This window comes from Piscicoccus intestinalis NBRC 104926, assembly GCF_001515525.1.
In the GTDB taxonomy this organism is placed as follows: Bacteria; Actinomycetota; Actinomycetes; order Actinomycetales; family Dermatophilaceae; genus Kineosphaera; species Kineosphaera intestinalis.
Genome location: NZ_BCNQ01000050.1, coordinates 16,437 through 34,050, shown reverse-complemented (window position 1 = coordinate 34,050; position 17,614 = coordinate 16,437). Strand labels below are relative to the sequence as shown.

Annotated in this window: 17 protein-coding genes; 11 read left to right on the top strand and 6 right to left on the bottom strand. The window is 72.2% G+C overall.

What is annotated here, in order from left to right; all coding sequences use genetic code 11:
* From PINTE_RS09705 to PINTE_RS09670, 9 genes are all read left to right on the top strand, one after another.
* Nucleotides 1-1,550, top strand: a 1,550-nt coding sequence (locus PINTE_RS09705) for an ATP-binding cassette domain-containing protein (protein WP_157087160.1), incomplete at its 5' end; no start/stop codon positions are given.
* Nucleotides 1,547-2,401 carry an ABC transporter permease gene (locus tag PINTE_RS09700; RefSeq protein ID WP_068429365.1) on the top strand — a complete coding sequence of 285 codons (855 nt, stop codon included), beginning with the start codon at nucleotides 1,547-1,549 and terminating at the stop codon, nucleotides 2,399-2,401. The genes PINTE_RS09705 and PINTE_RS09700, both read left to right, overlap by 4 nt.
* Before the next feature lie 81 nt (nucleotides 2,402-2,482).
* Nucleotides 2,483-3,547, top strand: coding sequence for an alcohol dehydrogenase catalytic domain-containing protein (locus tag PINTE_RS09695; RefSeq protein ID WP_068429362.1), 1,065 nt, complete (start codon nucleotides 2,483-2,485; stop codon nucleotides 3,545-3,547).
* 166 nt (nucleotides 3,548-3,713) lie between these two features.
* The gene (locus tag PINTE_RS09690) at nucleotides 3,714-4,655 is read left to right on the top strand and encodes an acyl-CoA thioesterase (protein ID WP_068429359.1); all 942 of its coding nucleotides are present in this window, start codon (nucleotides 3,714-3,716) and stop codon (nucleotides 4,653-4,655) included.
* Between the two features lie 455 nt (nucleotides 4,656-5,110).
* Nucleotides 5,111-5,617 (top strand): phosphoribosyltransferase, encoded by a 507-nt coding sequence (locus PINTE_RS09685; protein ID WP_068429356.1) that lies wholly within the window; start codon nucleotides 5,111-5,113, stop codon nucleotides 5,615-5,617.
* Between the two features lie 355 nt (nucleotides 5,618-5,972).
* Nucleotides 5,973-6,296 carry a hypothetical protein gene (locus PINTE_RS23670; RefSeq protein WP_174524006.1) on the top strand — a complete coding sequence of 108 codons (324 nt, stop codon included), beginning with the start codon at nucleotides 5,973-5,975 and terminating at the stop codon, nucleotides 6,294-6,296.
* The gene (locus tag PINTE_RS09680) at nucleotides 6,297-7,154 is read left to right on the top strand and encodes a glycoside hydrolase family 26 protein (protein WP_174524005.1); all 858 of its coding nucleotides are present in this window, start codon (nucleotides 6,297-6,299) and stop codon (nucleotides 7,152-7,154) included.
* Between the two features lie 180 nt (nucleotides 7,155-7,334).
* Nucleotides 7,335-8,453: a glycoside hydrolase family 26 protein gene (locus PINTE_RS09675; protein ID WP_068429354.1), complete on the top strand. Its 1,119-nt coding sequence runs from the start codon at nucleotides 7,335-7,337 to the stop codon at nucleotides 8,451-8,453.
* Between the two features lie 232 nt (nucleotides 8,454-8,685).
* Nucleotides 8,686-9,900, top strand: a complete 1,215-nt coding sequence (locus PINTE_RS09670; RefSeq protein ID WP_068429351.1) for a glycoside hydrolase family 26 protein — start codon at nucleotides 8,686-8,688, stop codon at nucleotides 9,898-9,900.
* Nucleotides 9,901-10,261: 361 nt separating this feature from the next.
* On the opposite strand, the gene PINTE_RS09665 is transcribed toward PINTE_RS09670, so the two are convergent.
* Together PINTE_RS09665 and PINTE_RS09660 are read right to left on the bottom strand one after the other, a co-directional pair.
* The gene (locus PINTE_RS09665) at nucleotides 10,262-11,434 is read right to left on the bottom strand and encodes a MalY/PatB family protein (RefSeq protein WP_068429348.1); all 1,173 of its coding nucleotides are present in this window, start codon (nucleotides 11,432-11,434) and stop codon (nucleotides 10,262-10,264) included.
* A gap of 54 nt (nucleotides 11,435-11,488) precedes the next feature.
* The gene (locus tag PINTE_RS09660; RefSeq protein WP_068429346.1) at nucleotides 11,489-12,337 is read right to left on the bottom strand and encodes a fumarylacetoacetate hydrolase family protein; all 849 of its coding nucleotides are present in this window, start codon (nucleotides 12,335-12,337) and stop codon (nucleotides 11,489-11,491) included.
* A gap of 202 nt (nucleotides 12,338-12,539) precedes the next feature.
* Between PINTE_RS09660 and PINTE_RS09655 the strand changes: the two genes are divergently transcribed.
* Together PINTE_RS09655 and PINTE_RS22665 are read left to right on the top strand one after the other, a co-directional pair.
* The gene (locus PINTE_RS09655; RefSeq protein WP_068429344.1) at nucleotides 12,540-13,271 is read left to right on the top strand and encodes an AIM24 family protein; all 732 of its coding nucleotides are present in this window, start codon (nucleotides 12,540-12,542) and stop codon (nucleotides 13,269-13,271) included.
* 141 nt (nucleotides 13,272-13,412) lie between these two features.
* Nucleotides 13,413-13,934, top strand: a complete 522-nt coding sequence (locus PINTE_RS22665) for a hypothetical protein (protein ID WP_157087159.1) — start codon at nucleotides 13,413-13,415, stop codon at nucleotides 13,932-13,934.
* A 94-nt stretch (nucleotides 13,935-14,028) separates the two neighbouring features.
* Here the strand turns inward: PINTE_RS22665 and PINTE_RS09645 are convergent, their stop codons facing one another.
* From PINTE_RS09645 to ligD, 4 genes are all read right to left on the bottom strand, one after another.
* Nucleotides 14,029-14,520, bottom strand: coding sequence for a hypothetical protein (locus PINTE_RS09645; protein ID WP_068429338.1), 492 nt, complete (start codon nucleotides 14,518-14,520; stop codon nucleotides 14,029-14,031).
* Between the two features lie 100 nt (nucleotides 14,521-14,620).
* Nucleotides 14,621-15,298: a zinc-binding metallopeptidase family protein gene (locus PINTE_RS09640; RefSeq protein ID WP_157087158.1), complete on the bottom strand. Its 678-nt coding sequence runs from the start codon at nucleotides 15,296-15,298 to the stop codon at nucleotides 14,621-14,623.
* Between the two features lie 167 nt (nucleotides 15,299-15,465).
* Nucleotides 15,466-16,332 (bottom strand): SDR family oxidoreductase, encoded by an 867-nt coding sequence (locus PINTE_RS09635; protein WP_068429332.1) that lies wholly within the window; start codon nucleotides 16,330-16,332, stop codon nucleotides 15,466-15,468.
* A 178-nt stretch (nucleotides 16,333-16,510) separates the two neighbouring features.
* On the bottom strand, nucleotides 16,511-17,512 hold the full coding sequence (ligD, locus tag PINTE_RS09630; RefSeq protein WP_068429329.1) for a non-homologous end-joining DNA ligase: 1,002 nt from the start codon (nucleotides 17,510-17,512) through the stop codon (nucleotides 16,511-16,513).
* Between the last annotated feature and the right edge of the window lie 102 nt (nucleotides 17,513-17,614).

The following is a 17,614-nucleotide window of genomic DNA, read 5'->3' as shown; positions in this document are numbered from 1 at the left end:
TCCCGGGCCAGTCGGTGGCGTTCGACACCGACGCGGTGGGCGGGGCGGCCGCGGTCACCGGAGCGCCGACCGTGCGGCTGCGGGTCACCTCGACGGCCCGCGACGCCACGCTGTTCGTGTCGCTGTGGCGGCTCTCGGCGTCGGGCCCGACGTCGCCGCGGGGCCTGGTCACCCCGGTGCGCGTGCCGACCACCCCCGGGCAGCCCGTCGACGTCGACGTGCGCCTGCCCGCCGGCACCTACGACGCCGCGGCCGGAAGCCGCTGTCGCGTGCTCGTCAGCGCGACCGACGCCGGCTTCGCGGTGCCGACCGACTCCCGGGTGTACACGGTGGCCCTCGCCGACACCGCGCTCACGCTGCCGACCGCGCCCCTGACCGCCACCACGTCAGCCGGCCTCGACCGCGAAACCCTCTGGGCCGGAGCCGGTCTCGCCGCCGCCCTGGCGGCGATCGGGGCGTTTGCGTTGTTCGCGGCCCGCCGCCGGCGGCGCACCGACAAGCGCGACACGCACCCGGAGTACGCGGGCGTGCCGCTCGTCGTCGACGGCCTGACCAAGACGTACAAGGACGGTCACCGGGCGGTCGACGACGTGTCGTGGCGCGCCGAGGCGGGCCAGGTCGTCGGGCTCCTCGGGCCCAACGGCGCGGGCAAAACGACGACGATGCGCATGCTCGTCGGCCTCATCCGCGCCGACGCCGGGCACGTGCACGTGCTCGGGGAGCCGGTGCACGCCGGCTCCCCCGTGCTCGCCCGGGTCGGCGCGCTCATCGAGGGCCCCGGATTCCTGCCGCACCTGACCGGCCGGGCCAACCTGCACGCCTATTGGCAGGCGACCGGCCGCGACCCGGCCGAGGCCGACATCGAGTCGGCGCTGAAGGTCGCCGCGCTCGGCGACGCCGTCGACCGGCCGGTGCGCACGTACTCCCAGGGCATGCGGCAGCGGCTCGGCATCGCGCAGGCCATGCTCGGCCGGCCCGAGGTGCTGCTGCTCGACGAGCCGACGAACGGGCTGGACCCGCCGCAGATCGCCGCGATGCGCCCGATCCTGCACGCCTACGCGCAGACCGGGCGTACGGTCGTCGTCTCCAGCCACCTGCTCAGCGAGGTCGAGCAGACCTGCACGCACGTCGTCGTCATGAACCGCGGCCGCGTCGTGACCACCGGCTCGATCGCCGACCTCACCGGGGACGCGACGACCCTCGTGCACGTCGAGGGCGACGACGCCGAGCTCGACCGGCTCGCGGCGGCCCTGCGCGCCGACCTCGGCGAGCATGTCGAGCACGTGCGCGTCGACCACGGCCGGCACACGCTGGCGCTCACCGGCTCCGCCTCCCGGGCCGACCTCGTCGCGGCGGTCGTGGCGGCCGGCGGGCGCATCGTCGAGGTGAGTGCGCGGCGCCGCCTCGAGGAGGTCTTCCTCGGGGTGATCGGCCGGCCCGACGCCGGGCGCGACCCCCTCGGCGCGGCGGGCGGCACCGCCGACGACAGCGACAGCGACGACGACGAGGAGGCCCGGATGGAGCGGCTGCGTCAGGTGCGGGCCCGATGACCGGCTCCACCGGCTCCACCGTCTCCGGCGAGCCGCGGCTGGTGAGCCGGCCGCTGTCGTGGCGCGCGGAGACCCGCCGCCAGCTGGGCCGGCGCCGCACGCTGTGGTCGTTCGGGCTGCTGCTCGCGCTGCCGCTCGTGCTCGTCGCGGCGTTCTCGCTCGGCGACGGCAACGGCGGCGGCGGCACGTTCATCGACCTCGCCCGCAGCGGGTCGGCGAACTTCGCGGTGTTCACGATGTTCGCGGCCAGCGACTTTCTGCTCGTCATCCTCGCGGCGCTGTTCGCGGGCGACGCGGTGCCGTCGGAGGCGAGCTGGTCGTCGCTGCGCTACCTGCTGGTCGCGCCCGTCTCCCGGGCGCGGCTGCTGGCGAGCAAGCTCGTCATCGCCGTCGGCTCGACCGCGCTGGCCACGGTGCTGCTGGCGGGCTGGGCGCTGCTCGTCGGCGGCGTGTTCTACGGCTGGGCGGCGTACACGAGCCCGGGCGGCACGGCGCTGGACTGGGCCGACTTCCTGCCCCGGTTCGGCCTCGCGGTCGGGGTCGTCGTGCTGACGATGCTGCAGGTCGTCGGCATCGCGCTGCTCATCGGCACGCTCAACGACGCGCCGCTGGGAGCGGTCGGCGGCGCGGTGCTGGTGACGATCGTCGCCTCGATCCTCGACTCCATCGACGACCTCGGCGACCTGCGGCACGCGCTGCCGATGCACTACTCGCGCGCGTGGATCCGGGCGCTGTCGCCGGACGTCGCGTGGACCGACATCCACCGCGGCGCGCTCTGGTCGCTCATCTACTTCGTGCTCAGCGTGGCGATCGCGTTCTGGTGGTTCCGCCGCAAGGACGTACTCAGCTAGAGCGACCCCGCGGCGGGCGGCCCGCACGGCACGATGGGAGCACGTGGTCGACGTGGACCATCGCACCCGGGAGGTTTCGCCATGTTCGCACTCGTGTTCCACGGCCCAGGGCGCATCGCGTGGGAGGAGGTGCCCGACCCGCAGCTGACGCAGGCCTCCGACGCGCTCGTGCAGATCGAGACGACGACGATCTGCGGCACCGACCTGCAGATCCTCAAGGGCGACGTACCGGCCGTGCAGCCGGGCCGCGTTCTCGGCCACGAGGGAGTCGGGGTGGTCACCGCCGTCGGAGAAGACGTGCGCGACATCGCGATCGGCGACCGCGTCATCGTCTCGTGCATCAGCAAGTGCGGTGCGTGCGACTACTGCGCGGCCGACATGGCCTCGCACTGCCGCGGGGCCGGGGGCATCGGGTGGCTGTTCGGCCACCTCATCGACGGCACGCAGGCCGAGTACGTGCGGGTGCCGTTCGCCGACACCTCGCTCGTGCGCGTGCCCGAGGGCGTCACCGACGACCAGGCGGTCATGCTCAGCGACATCCTGCCCACCGGCTACGAGATCGGCGTGCGCTACGGGTCGGTGCGCCTGGGCGACACCGTCGCGATCGTCGGAGCCGGTCCGGTCGGCCTCGCCGCGGTGATGACCGCCGCGAGCACCGGCGCCGAGCGCATCATCGCGGTCGACCCCGACCCCGCCCGGCTCGCGCGGGCCACGGAATTCGGGGCTACCGACTCCCTGCGCGTCGCCCCCGACGAGTCCCCCGGCGAGGTGGCGGAGGGGCTGCGGTATCTCACCGACGACGGCCTCGGCGTCGACGTCGCGATCGAGGCGGTCGGGCTGCCGTCGACCTTCACGACGTGCGTGGAGGCGGTGCGCCCCGGCGGGCACGTCGCGATCGTCGGGGTGCACGGCGTGCCGGTGGAGTTCGCGCTGCAGGAGCAGTGGATCAGGAACATCACGCTGACGACCGGCCTGGTCAACGCCGTGACGACCCGCGACCTGCTCGGCCAGATCGCCGCGGGGGCCATCGCGCCGGAGAAGTTCGCGACCCACCACTTCGCGCTCGACGAGATCGAGGAGGCCTACGAGGTGTTCGCCCACGCCGCCGAGCACGCCGCCCTCAAGGTCGTCCTCTCCGCCCGCTGACACATCCCCCTGTCTCGACCGAAGGCGCCCCAATCTTGGCCGAAGGCTGCCCTATCGGTCGAGGGCTAGGGTTTCGGCAGCAGCCCTCGACCGAAAGGGCAGCCTTCGGCGCAGTGGGGGGTGGCTTGGGCGCGACTCGGGTGGCGGGCGCGGGGAAGATGGCCGCATGAGCACCGACGCCGACCGCACCGGAATCACCCTGCGCTTCCTCGCGGCGCCCACGGACGCCGGCCAGTCCGGCTCGGTCTCCGCGGGGCGGGTGCTGGAGTGGATCGACAAGGCCGGGTACGCCGCGGCGGCCCGGTGGAGCGGCCGCTACTGCGTCACCGCCTACGTCGGCAACGTGCGGTTCACGCGCCCGGTGGAGGTCGGGCACCTCGTCGAGGTGCGCGCGCGGATCGTGCGCACCGGCCGCTCGTCGATGGACGTGCTCGTCGAGACGTTCAGCGGCCCGCCGAGCACCGGCGAACTCGACTCGGCCACACACTGCCTCATGGTGTTCGTCGCCGTCGACGACGAGGGCCACTCGACCGCGGTACCGCCGCTCGTGCCGAACGGGGAGGCGGGCCGGCTCCTGCAGGCGTGGGCGGTGCGCCGGGCCGAGGTGCGCGCCGAAATCGAGCAGGCCATGCGCGGGCAGGTCTACTCGGAGGCGGGCACGGCACCGCGCATGACGATGCGGTTTCTCGCCGCCCCCACCGACGTCAACTGGGGTGGCAAGGTGCACGGCGGCATCGTCATGCGCTGGATCGACGAGGCGGCGCACGTGCTCGTCACGTCGTGGACGCACAACGCGGCCAACGTCGCGATCTTCACCGGCGGCGTGCGGTTCTACCGGCCGCTGCGCATCGGGCACCTCGTCGAGGTCGAGGCCCGGTTGCTGCACACCGGCCGCACGGCGATGCACGTCGGAGTGCACGTGCGCTCCGGCGACCCCGCCGGAGGTGACCTGGAGTTGACGACCTACTGCCGCACGGTCTTCGTCGCCATCGACGAACAGCGCCGGGCCCTGCCGACCCCGCCCTGGGACCCCATCACCGACGAAGACCGCGCCCTCGACGAGCACGCCCGCGACCTCGTCGCGATCCGCGCCCGGCACGAGGACTGACGCGCTTCTCGGCAGCGTCACCCCCGACGCGCCGATCGGGAGCATCACGGCCTGCCCAGCCCGAGCACCACGGTCAGCTCAGCGCGAGCACCTCAGCCGTTTCGGCCCGGTGAGCCCGCGACTAGGCCTCGGCCGATCTCGGGTGAACCTGCACGGAGTCCGGCCTGGACGGGCCGGAGACGAAGATGACTTACACACTCACATCCCCGCGCCGGCGAGACGCCGGTGACCTGCAGTCATGCTCCGAGCTAGCAGCCCTGAACACGAGTATGTAAGTCAACTTCGTCTTGCCCCCGCCGACCGCCCCTGTGCCGGCGGATCGGCGCAGGGGCTGGAACGCCTCCCAGCCGACTCGCGGGTCGACGACATCACCGTGGGCGCCCGTCGAGCGCGGTGTCGGTTGGCCGGGCCGCCCGCCCTCGCGGCCGGGGTGCCGTTACCGCTAGCGTGCGGTCGTGGCCACGGCGTATCACGCGGATTCCAGCGACCTGGTGGAGAAGGAAATCCTGACCTGGGAGCGCTTCGGCACGTGCTGCCGCGAACTCGCGCGCCAGATCGCCGATTCCGGCTTCGAGCCCGAGGTGCTCATCGCCGTCGCGCGCGGCGGAATGCTCCCCGGCGGCGGGCTCTCCTACGCCCTGGGGGTCAAGCTCACCGACGCGATCAACGTCGAGTTCTACACCGACGTGCACGAGACCCTGCCCGACCCGGTGCTGCTCGCCCCGATGCTCGACACCGACTCCATCGAGGGCAAACGGGTGCTCGTCGTCGACGACGTCGTCGACTCGGGGCGCACGCTCGCGCTCGTGCTCGACCTGCTGACGAACGTCGGCGCGCAGCCGCGCAGCGCCGTCGTCTACGCCAAGCCGACGACCGTCGTCGAACCCGACTACGTCTGGGCCCGCACCGACAAGTGGATCGTCTTTCCCTGGAGCGCCGAGCCGCCCGTCACCGCCTCCTGAGGCACAGCGCCCAGTCACTCTTCTTCGCACGTAAGCCTGTGCCGACTCGCCGGACCGCCGGGCTGCCGCCGAACCACCCCCGCGGAGACGGTTCCGCGGCAGCCGAGCGGTCCCGTACCGAGCGTCAACATCGGCGTCCGCACCGTGAGACGGCAAGGTCGCGGGCGACCGCCGCTGCCCGCCAACCCGATTGGCGAGCGCCCACCACGCGAAGCCCCGCGAGCGCGGGCGCATGGGCCCGTGGGTACTTGGACGAGTGACCGACTCCGTCTAGCTTGATCGACCGGACGGCGACCACGACACGACTCCTCGCGCGCGGCATCCGCCGCCCCTCGAGTCGAAAGGCGGCCGCTCCATGCGTCTGGGCCAACGCACCCCTGCCCGTTCCCGCTCGCTCGCGCGGCGCGCCACCGGCCTGGGAGCCGGTGCCACCACCCTTGCGCTCGCCGGCGCCCTCGCCGCGAACCCGGCCCCCGGCGCGCTCGCCGCGCCGACCGCCCAAGGCGCCTCGGCGACCACCGCGACAACCGCGACGAACGCGGCCGCGAACACCACCGTCGCCGCGAACACCGCGAACACCGTTGCGGCGAAAAGCTCCTCGGGGGCGGCCGCGCGCCGCTACCTCGGCGCGTCGGCCTCCCGGCTCAGCTGGCACTCGGGCGCCTGGGTCGGCGGCTAGATGAACGCCAAGCGCGCCACCGCCTGGGGCACGTGGCGCGGCACGCCGTCGGACACGACGATGACGTACCCGGAGGCCCCGACGTGGGCGGCGCTGAGCAACTCGACGTGGCACATCGACACCTTCCGCGGCTTCAAGGGGCGCCTCGTCTACGGCCTGCCGATGCTGCCGGCCAACGCCAAGCCCGCGCAGCTGCGCGACGTCGCCGCCGGCAAGCACGACGCCGTCTTCCGCAAGCTCGCCCGTGACCTGCGCGCCCGCGGCCGCGGCAACTCGATCGTCAAGATCGGCTGGGAGGCCAACGGCTACTGGATGTCGTTCAGCGCCACCGCCCCCACGGCGCCGACGTACCGCGCGGCCTGGCGCCGTATCGCGCAGGTCATGGCCAAGGAGTCGCCGGCGCTCGTGTTCAGCTTCGAGGTCAACTGCGGCACCGCCTTGAAGGGCCAGCGGAACCGGCTCGACAGCCTGACCAAGCTCTACCCCGGCAACGACGTCGTCGACCTCGTCGGCTGCTCCACCTACGACTGGTGGATCACCGGCGCCCGCAACGAATCGACGTGGCGCACCTCGATCCGGCCCCCCAAGGGCCCGGGCATCGCCGACGTCGCCTCGTTCGCCCGCGCCAAGCGCAAAGGCCTGTCGATCTCCGAGTGGGGGCTGGCCACCAAGCGCCGAAACGGCAACGGGGACAACCCGTTCTACATCCGCAAGATGAAGCAGTTCTTCGATGCGAACGCCGACATCCTCGTGCTCGAGCAGTACTTCAACGAGCCGGCCGCGAGCATGGGCAACTCGCTGTGGCCCGAGGCGCCGCAGAACCCCAAGGCGGCCGCCGTGTACCGGCAGCTGTGGTGACGCCCCTGCGCGCGCAGCCCCCACCGCGGGCGCCGGGAGCGACCCGGGCTGTTTACGTCAACATCACCCAACAGTTGGACGGTCGTCCAATTCAGCCGCTAGCTTGACCACGGAGCCGGCTCGGCCGCCGGGACATCGGCCGACCGAACGCTCGATCCACAAACGAAAGGGGACCGCCCCATGTCAGCGCGCCACATCGTCGTCGCCGCGGCTCTCGCGGGATGGGGCGGCGTCGCCGTCTGCGCGGCACCCGCCGCCGCCGCACCGACTCCCGCCGCACCGACTCCCGCCGGCCGGGCGACCGCCGGCCCGGCCACGGCCTCACCCAGCGCGGGAGTTGCGCTGCCCGCCAAGGGCCCACCGGGCGACAAGGCCCGCCGCCTCCTCGGCGCATCCCGCTCGCCACATCCGTGGCACTCCGGCGCGTGGGTCGGCGGCTACATGAGCGCCAAACGCGCCAACCAGTGGGGCGCGTGGCGCGGCAGCGCGAGCGACACCACCCCGACCTTCCCCGAGCGCGGCTCGTGGCGCGCCATCGAGACCTCCACCTGGCACATCGACACGTACCGCGGCTTCGACGGCGTCCTGTCGTACGGCTTGCCGCTCCTGCCCGAGGGGGTCGATCCGAACCGCCTCCAGGACGTCGCCGCCGGCCGCCACGACGCCACGTTCCGCACGATCGCCCGCGACCTGCGCACCCGCGGCCGGGCCAACACGCTCGTGAAGATCGGGTGGGAGCCCAACGGCACGTGGTGGTCGTGGAGCGCCGACAAGGACTCCGCCCGGCACTACCGCCAGGCGTTCCGGCGGGTCGCCGCCGTCATGAACAAGGAGACGCCCCAGCTCACGTTCGCCTTCGAGATCAACTGCGGCTCAGCGCTGCCCGGCCAGACCGGGCGACTCGACAGCCTCACCCGCCTGTACCCCGGCAACGAGGCCGTCGACGTCATCGGCTGCTCGGCCTACGACTGGAGCGGCAGCGGCGCCACCACCGAAGCCCAGTGGCGCAGCGCGCTGCATCCGCGAAACGGAGCGGGAGTCGGTGACGTGGCCGCGTTCGCCCGCGCCAAGGGCAAGGGCCTGTCGTTCACCGAATGGGGGCTCGCGCCGACGTCCAAGGGCGGCAACGGCGACAACCCGTTCTTCATCCGCAAAATGAAGCAGTTCTTCGACTCCCAGGCCGACATCCTCGTCATGGAGAGCTACTTCAACGAGCCCGACGCCACGATGCGCAACGGGCTGTGGGCGCAGGATCCGCAGAACCCGCGGGCCGCGGCCGCCTACCGGCAGCTCTGGTAGCACCCACGCACGAGTCTCACTATTCGGACCGCCCTGCGGGGTGATGCATCCCAGCGATTCCCGCGCGGCGCCGCGAAATTGGACGCTCGACCCACTGTCGTCCCGGTGGCCCCGTGCCGGGCTCCTGGACGAACGCCCAGGTCGCGACCTACTTTCGTGTCAAGTCTCCGTTGGGGGGAGGCGCGGATCGGGGGATCCGCACGAGACATCGTGCACATGGGGGGAACACATCATGGCGTGGGGGACACGCGCATCTGGGGGACGCATCATCGGGGTCGGCGCCGGCCTCGCCGCGGGGCTGCTCGCGACCGTTCTGGGCGTCGAGACCTCGGGCGGAGGAGCGGCGGTGGCCGAGGCCGACGCCGCCACCCAGTCCGCGCAGCAGCAGGCGACGCAGGAGCAACTGGACCGCTCGAAGGTCGTGCGGCTCGACGCCGCGAACCTCGACACGATCGAGGCGCAGAATCCGGCGGCGCTGCAGAAGGGCGCCGCGGGCGCCGCGGCCAACCGGTACCTCGGAGCGTCGACCACGTCGTCGCGCAGTTGGCATTCCGGAGCCTGGGTCGGCGGCTGGATGAACGGCTCCCGGGCCACCAGCTGGGGCGCCTGGCGCGGCACGACCAGCGACGTCACCCCGACCTTCCCGGAGTGGGACACGTGGGGCGACCTGGCGAACTCGACGTGGCACATCGACACGTTCCGCGGCTTCAAGGGCCGGCTCGTCTACGGGCTGCCGCTGCTGCCGCGCAACGCCAAGCCGGCGCAGCTGCAGGACGTGGCCGCCGGTGAGCACGACGCCACCTTCCGCAAGATCGCCCGCGACCTGAAGGCTCGCGACCGCGGCGACGCCGTCGTGCGGGTCGGCTGGGAGGCCAACGGAAACTGGATGCCCTACAGCGTCACCGCGGCCAACGCCAAGGACTACCGGGACGCCTACCGGCGCGTCGTGCACGTGATGCGCGAACAGGCTCCGGAACTGCTGTTCAGCTTCGACATCAACTGCGGCACCGTGCTCGACGGGCAGGAGAGCCGGCTCGACAGCCTGACCAAGCTGTACCCCGGTGACGACGCGGTCGACCTCGTCGGCTGCTCGGTGTACGACTGGGACGTCATCGGCGGCACCAACGAGCACCAGTGGGAGAGCGCGCTGCGCCCCGCGAAGTCGGTGGGGCTCAACGACATCGCCGCCTTCGCCCGGGCCCACGGCAAGGGCGTCGCGATCTCGGAATGGGGCCTGGCCGCCGAGGACGTCGACGGCAACGGCGACAACCCGTTCTTCATCAAGGCCATGCACAAGTACTTCAGCGACAACGCCGACGTCGTCGTGCTCGAGAGCTACTTCAACGAGGGCTCGACCAAGCAGGGCAGTTCGCTGTGGCCCGAGGCCCCGCAGAACCCCAAGGCCGGCGCCGAGTACAAGCGCCTGTGGGGTGCCTCGAGCCAGTGAGTCTTCGGCGAGGGTCGGTCTCGACCCGCGCCCTTCCACCGGGAGCCGGTGTGGCCGCGAGCCGCCGGAACCCGCCACGAACCGAGGTCGGCACTCCCTCCGGCTGATCTCACCATGCCCCTCCCTGCCGGCACCTCTCCCCGCCGGCACCCCTCGCCGGCAGTAGCGCGACGCACCGCGTCACTGCCGGCCCCTTCCGTTCACGGGCCGTGCCTCGCCAAGGGCGACCCGCCGACCGCGGCCCAACGACCGTGAAAACTGCGTGTCGTGGTCGGAACTGCGGTTCGGACTGCAGTTCTCACCGTGACACGCAGTTTTCACGGTCGTTGACGGTGACGTTGACGTGGCGTTGACGCTGGGCTCAGGCGCGGGCGGCGAGGACGCGGCCGATGCGGTCGATGATCTCCTCGAGCACCGGCAGCGGGGTGCCGAAGTTGAGCCGCGCGAAGCCGCGACCCGCCTCGCCGCACGCCGGTCCGGGGGTGAGCACGACCTTGACCTCCTCCTGGAAGACGGCGGCGGGGTTGTCGCCCAGGCCCGTCTCGCGGAAGTCGAGCAACGCGAGGTAGGTGCCCTCCGGCTCCGAATAGCGCACGCCGGGCAGCTTGTCGGCGACGAGGCCGGTCAGCGCCTTGCGGTTGCGATCGAGGTAGGCCAGCGTCTCCAGCAGCCACGGGTCGCCCTCGCGGTAGGCCGTGATGTTCGCGACGATGCCCGGCAGCGACACCCCTTGCTCCACCCAGCGCCCCGCCTTGGCCCACGTGGCCCGGTGCTCGGGGTTGCTGAACACGATCTGCGCGCACTTCAGGCCCGCGAGGTTGAACGACTTGCTCGCCGAGGTCGCGGTGATCGTGTGCGCGGCGGTCCGCTCGTCGAGGCTCGCGTACGGCACGTGCTGGGAGCCGGGGTAGACCAGCGGCGCGTGGATCTCGTCGCTGAACACCAGCCCGCCCTTGGCCTCGACGACATCGGCGATCGCGAGCATCTCCTCCCGCGTCAGCACCCGCCCGATCGGGTTGTGCGGGTTGCACAGCGTGAGCAGGTGCGCGCCCGCGTCGAAGGCCGCGCCGATCGCGTCGAGGTCGTAGACCCACCGGTCGCCGTCGCGGGCCATCGGCACCTGGATGACCTCACGGTCTCCCCACCAGTCGGGCAGCAGCAGGAACGGCATGTACGCGGGCGTCGGCACGATGACCGCGCTGCCCGCCGGCGTGTAGTGGTCGATGATCGCGGCCATGCCGGCCAGCACATCGGGCAGCGGCCGCACCATCTCCGGGTCGGGGCCCAGTCCGTAGCGGCGAGCGCTGAATTCGGCGTAGGCCCGGCCGAGATCGGCGACGAGCGAGGGCGGGTTGTAACCGAACCGCGCCTGGTCGACGACCTCGTGCAGGGCGCTGGTGATGGGTTCGGCGATACCGAAATCCATCTCCGCGATCCACGCCCCGATGGTGTCGGGGTGCGTCGTCCACTTCGTGCTGCCGGCGGCGCGCAGCTGCTCGACGGTGATGGCGTCCAGGCGCGAGAAGTCGTTCATCCCCCCAGTCTGGCGGGTGCGCAGCGGGCCGCCGAGCGCGGGCGGTCGACGAGCTCAGCGGGCCTGGGCCACCACACTCGTGCGCAGCTGCCCGATGCCGGGGATGTCGGCGCGCGCGACGTCGCCGTCGGCGATGACGATGGCGCCCGGGGTGCCGGTGGAGATGATGTCGCCGGGGAACAGCGGCATCATCTGGCTGTGGAAGGCCACGAGCGACGCCGGGCTGTGGGTCATGTTCGCGACGACGTTGGTGCGCCGCTCCTGTCGTCCGTCGCGCTCGACGATCGTGGTCACCTCGATGTCGGCGAGCGAGCCGAAGGTGTCGAGCACCTCGCTCATCGGCACCAGTTCCGGCCCGAACACGAAGAACGTCTCGAAGTTCTTACAGCGGGTGAGGAATCGGGGGTTGAGCCGGAGGATGTCCTCGGCCGTCTGGTCGAGGATCGGCGTCACGCCCCACACGTAATCCAGCGCGTCCGCCTCCGACACGTCGCGGGCCTCGCGGCCGATGACGAGCCCGAGTTCGGCCTCCGCGGTGGTGCGTTCGCTCTGCCACGGGATGACGATCGGGCTGTCCGGGCCGGCGATCGTGTGGTCGCCCTTGATGAAGGAGGCGGGCTGGTCGGGGGCCTTCTCGGAGAGGTCGGCGGCGTGGTCGGCGTAGTTCAGTCCGATGCCCCAGATCTTGCGCGGCCGCCGGTAGGGCACCGTGAAGGTGACGCTCTCGCGGGGCCGCCACACCGACTCCGGAGCCCGTTCGGCCGCCTGCTCCACCGCCGGCCAGTGCGCCAGCAGCGCCATCGTCTCGCCGGCGAAGTCACCGAGTTCGCCGACCGGCGCCACTCCGCGCGGCCCGACCACCGCGGGCGTCGGGTGTCCATCGATGATCGTCGCCAGGCGCATCGGCGCGCTCCTTCTCCCTCGGCGCGGGTCGTCTCCCTGATGGTACGGGTGGGCGGACGCGGGTCGTCCTGGAGCCGGGTCTCGGGGATGGCCCTGGTCGTTGCCGGGATCGCGCGCGCACTCCCCCCACGCACGGGTTCGTGTGCCTACGGTTGGTGCCGTTCCGCCCAACCGGGGGCGGGCGGTCAGGGGAAGAGGAACGATGGCAATTCACGGGGCGCTGTTCGAGCAGTACGCGGAGCAGCAGGCGAGCGAGCCGTTCACGCGGCAGAACGCCAAAATGCTCAAGATCGTGCTGGGCCGCGGCCCGGTGTGGGCCAAGGCCGGAGCGATGGTCGCCTACCAGGGCGACCTCCGATTCGAGAACAAGGGCTCCGGCGGGCTGGGGCGGCTGCTCAAGCAGGCCGCGACCGGCGAGGGCGTGCCGCTGATGAAGTGCTCCGGGCAGGGCGAGCTGTTCGTCGCCGACCAGGCCACCGACGTGCAGGTGCTCTACCTGGAGAACGACATGATCTCCGTCAACGGCCGCAACATCCTCGCGTTCGACGACAGGATCGACTGGGACATCCACCGCGTGCAGGCCCGCGGCGCGATCATGACCGGTGACCTGTACAACGTCTCGCTGCGCGGCACCGGCTACGTCGCCGTCACCACCCGCGGCGAGCCCGTCGCCCTCGACGTGGGCTCCGCGCCGACGTTCGGCGACCCGCAGGCCGTCGTGATGTGGACCTCCGGGGTGCGCATGGACGTGCGCGTCGACACCGGCGGACTCGGCTCGATGCTGCGCGGCGGCTCCGGCGAGACCCTGCAGATGGCGTTCGGCGGCCAGGGCCACGTGCTCGTGCAGCCCTCGGAGAACATGCAGCCGCACCACAGCTCCGGTGGCGGGGGCAACCGCGGCGGCGGACTGCTCGACAACATGTTCGGAAACTGACTCTCTGCCTTCGGTTTAGCCGGAGACGGGTCGGGCCCCTCGGGCGCTCGACCCCGGCGCCGCGTCGCGGTCGGCGGCGCGGCGCCCCCATGTGTGGAACCGCCCACGAGGCCCGGATCGGGAAGGAGCAGACTAGGCGCCGTGACTGCCAAAGTGACCTCGGTGCGACTGTCGCTGCGACCCCGCGCGCTGCAGCCCGACGACGAACGGCTCTCGGCCACGCGAGTCGGTGACAACCGTTACCGGCTCCTGACCTCGTCGTTCTTCGCCCCGCTCGCCGTGGGCGACATCGTCGCGACCGACCCCGATTGCGGCTCGGGCTCCGGTTCCGGCTCGGGCTCGGGCTCGGGCTCGGGGGAGCCGGTGATCGTCGGCATCGCCGAACCGGGCGACCTGAGCCTGTCGGTCATCCGCCTCGACGACGACGTGCCCGCCACCCGGGTCGCCTCGGTGACGCGCTCCTGGTGTGCGGCCGGGGCGTCGTGGTCCGAGACCCGCGACGGCATCGTCAACACCGTCTGGCGCGCCGAGGTGGACGCCGACCAGGTCTACGACTTCCTCAGCGGCGCACTGCGCGGCCGGCCCGACTGGCACCTCGTCGGCGTCTACGGCCCCCAGGACCGCACCCGGCGCGCCCTCGGCGCCGCCGCCCTCATCGCCTGACGCCCGACCATCCCCGCCGGTTCAGCAGTGCTCGTCAGGGCTGGTCCGTGCTCATCAGTGCTGGTCAGGGCGCATCAGTGCTGGTCAGGGCTGGTCAGGGCTGGTCAGGGTGTTCCCAGCGGCCGCTCGCGCCGAACACCGGGCCGGTCGAGCCGGGGGCCGTCGATCCCGGGGCGCCGGGCCGAGTGTCCTGCGGTCCCGTTGCCGTGGATCCCGATGCGCTGGGCCCCGATGCGCTGGGCCCCGATGCGGTGGACCCTGACTGATCTCGCTGCGCGAGCCATTCGTGGTAGGAGGGGTTGAGCAGGAGGGCGGTGACGATCGCTGCGGCCCAGACGAAGACGAGCATTCCGCCGGAGACGTTGTTCTCGGTCTCCGGCATGAATGCCGCGACCGCGCCCGCGACCACGAAGAACACGGCGATGCCGATCCAGGAGCGGCGTCGGGTGCGTGCGGCGACGTAGACGAAACTCACCCAGGCCAGCGCGCCGATTCCGACGAACGCCGGAATCATCCACAGGCTGTGCCGAAACCGCCAGCCCAGGCTGGTCGATCGGCGCTGTTGTGTCTCGAACGCAGCGTCCATGCCCCGTCTCTCGTCTCGCATCCGGTCGGTCTCGGTGAACCATTCGGCCTGTTGCGGCGGGCCTGAAGTCGACCGCGGCGGCGCCCGTTCGACGTGGCGGTCAGCGCTCGACGACGTGGCGCGGGCGCGGCAAGAGCGGGGCGCGGCGGTCGACCGCCTCCCCCTCGACCTCGAGCACGGCGTCGGCCAGGTCGAGCACGGCGGGATCGACGACCCAGCGCGGCGAACCCGGTGAGCAGCGGTCGACGGCGAGCGGGGGCAGCGGGTGGGCGCCGGTGCGGGCGCGCCAGACGCCGACGCGGCGGCCGAGCATGATCGTCAGGTAGTCGGCGTGGGCCCGCACCTGGGTCGGGGACGGGCTCCAGAGCAGGTCACCGGCGGTCCAGAGCTCGGCGTCTATGCCGTGCTCGCGCGGCCCCTGTGCACCCCGGCCGGTCGTGGCGACCCGGCGCAGCAGCCGCAGCCAGTCGTCCAGCGGGCGGTGGTAGCGGCTCGTCGCGCCGAGGAAGAAGCAGGTGGCGGGCGCGTCGGCGAGGGCGTGCAGGTCGAGCGCGCCCCGGTCGAAGAGCTCGAACAGCAACCGGACTCGCGGCTCGCGGCCCTCGCCGAGGCCGGTGAGCCGGGCGCGGAGCCGGTCGACGGGGTAGGGCGCGCCGGAGCACACCGCCCGCTGGACCTCGAGTTCGAAGCGGTCGTCGACCACGTCGCGCACCCGTTCGATCGCGCGCAGACCGCGCAACTGACGGTTGACCTCTTGTGCGGAAATCGGTTCGCTCACGAGTCCCCCTCGCCAGGCGCGACCATTCTGTCGAATCACCATAGTCACGCGTTCGGCCCATTATGTGGAACACGTCGAATTCGCATGTGCGCACGCGGCGGCGTGGAAAACAATGACGTGAACCGTCGAAAGAATGTGCGTGATTGACGAATACTCGGCGCCCCGCGCTAACCCCTTGCCAACCAAGGCATTTCGGCAGAGGCAACGGTGGCGAACGGCATGGTCACGTCCAGCGGCAACTCGACGACATAGCGCACCAGCTCACCGACGTGCCCGGGATCGAAGGTGGGCTCGACGCGCCTGGAACCGTCGGGTTGGGCGATGCCCTCACCCATTCGCGCGGTCATCGCGGTGCTCGCGTTGCCGATATCGATCTGGGTGCACCGGATTCCGAGGCCGCGCCCGTCGATCTCCAGCGACTTCGTCAGCCCGGAGACAGCGTGCTTGGTCGTCGCGTACGCCAGGCCCCCGACGCGCGGGACCTGCGCGGCGATCGAGCCGTTGTTGATGATGCGGCCGCCGCTCGGGTTCTGCGCGCGCATCTGGCGCCACGCGGCGCGAGCGCACCGGAAGTAGCCGGTGAGGTTGACCGCGACCGCCTGCTCCCAGGCCGCGTCGTCGATCTCGTCGATCGTGCCGCCGCCGACACCGGTGCCCGCGTTGTTGACCAGCGCGTCGAGCCGACCGTAGGCGGTGACCGCCGCCTCCACGAGCCGGTCCGCGTCACCCGCGACCGTGACATCGGTTGGCACGACGAGGATTTGCCCGGCCTCGCTGGCGTTCGGGTCGGTGGGCTCGGTGGCGTCCGGGTCGCCGGCGTCGCGAGCGGTCGCGGCGTCTATGTCGCGGGCGGCTCGGGCGGTGTCCTCGCTGGCGGCCGCGGCGGCGAGTGCGGCCGTCTCCTCCAGCGCCTCGCGGCGGCGGCCCGCGAGCGCGAGGGCGTGGCCGCCGCGGGCGAGGGCGAGCGCCATCGCCCGGCCCAGGCCCGAACCGGCTCCGGTAATGACGACGACGCGAGGCTGAACGGGGTGCATCGCCCCAGGATGCCGGATTCGCGGCGACCCGGTCGCGCCCGAGGTTCGCGTCCGAGGTAGCGCGAGATTCGCGCCCGAGATTGACGCCCGAGGTTCGCGCCTGCGCCGCCGTCCGGTCGGCAGTCGGGTCCCGCGCATCGCGTGGCCGGACGGCCGCGCGGCTGTCGGGACCGGTGGCCTACGAGATCTCGGGTTCGGCCTCGGCCTCCGGCGGCTCGGGGTCGTCCGTGCTCAGCCCCTGCGCGTCGTCGCGCTCGGCCCACTCCAGCAGCGGCGCGATGTCGAACACCGCCTCGTCGATGCCGTCGTGCAGGTCACCGAGGCGCTCGTAGCGGGCCGGCATGGTGAGCACGGTGAAGTCGTCGGGCTCGCAGTCGTCGATCTCGTCCCACGTCACCGGCGCGGAGACGGTGGCCCGCTCGGTGCCGCGCACGGAGTAGGCGGCGGCGATCGTGTGGTCGCGAGCGTTCTGGTTGTAGTCGACGAAGAGCGCGGCCGGGTCGCGGTCCTTGCGCCACCAGGTCGTCGTGACGTCGTCGGGGGCGCGGCGCTCGACCTCGCGGGCGAACGCGAGCGCGGCCCGGCGTACGTCGGCGAACCCGTGGTCGGGCGCGATCCGCACATAGATGTGCAGGCCGCGGCCTCCGCTGGTCTTCGGCCAGCCGACGGCGCCGAGCTCGTCGAGCACCTCGTGGGCGACGCCGGCCACCCGCTGCACCCGCGGCCAGTCGCAGTCCGGGCCGGGGTCGAGGTCGATGCGCCACTCGTCGGGGCGTTCGACGTCGGCGCGCCGGCTGTTCCAGGGATGGAACTCGACGGTCGACATCTGCACGGCCCAGATCACCGCGCCGATGTGGGTGACGCACAGCTCGTCGGCGGTGCGCCCGAACCGCGGGAAGTAGACGCGCACGGTCTCCAACCAGGGTGGGGCACCGCGCGGCACCCGCTTCTGGTGCACCTTCTCGCCGGTCAGCCCCTCGGGAAAGCGGTGCAGCATGCACGGCCGCTCCCGCAGCGCGCGCACGATGCCGTCGTCGACCGCCAGGTAATAGTCGACGAGATCTCGCTTCGTGACCCCGAGCTGCGGAAAGTAGACGCGGTCCGGGTTGCTGACCCGCACCTCCACCGGACCGGCCTCGACGAGGATCGCCGGGCTCTTCGACCCGCGTGACGCAGCCATGGCCGCCACGGTACGCGCTCGCGACCTCGGCACCCGGCCCGTGGCGCAGCCATGACGGCCCCGGCACACGCTCGCGACCTCAGCACCCGGGCCGTGCCGCAG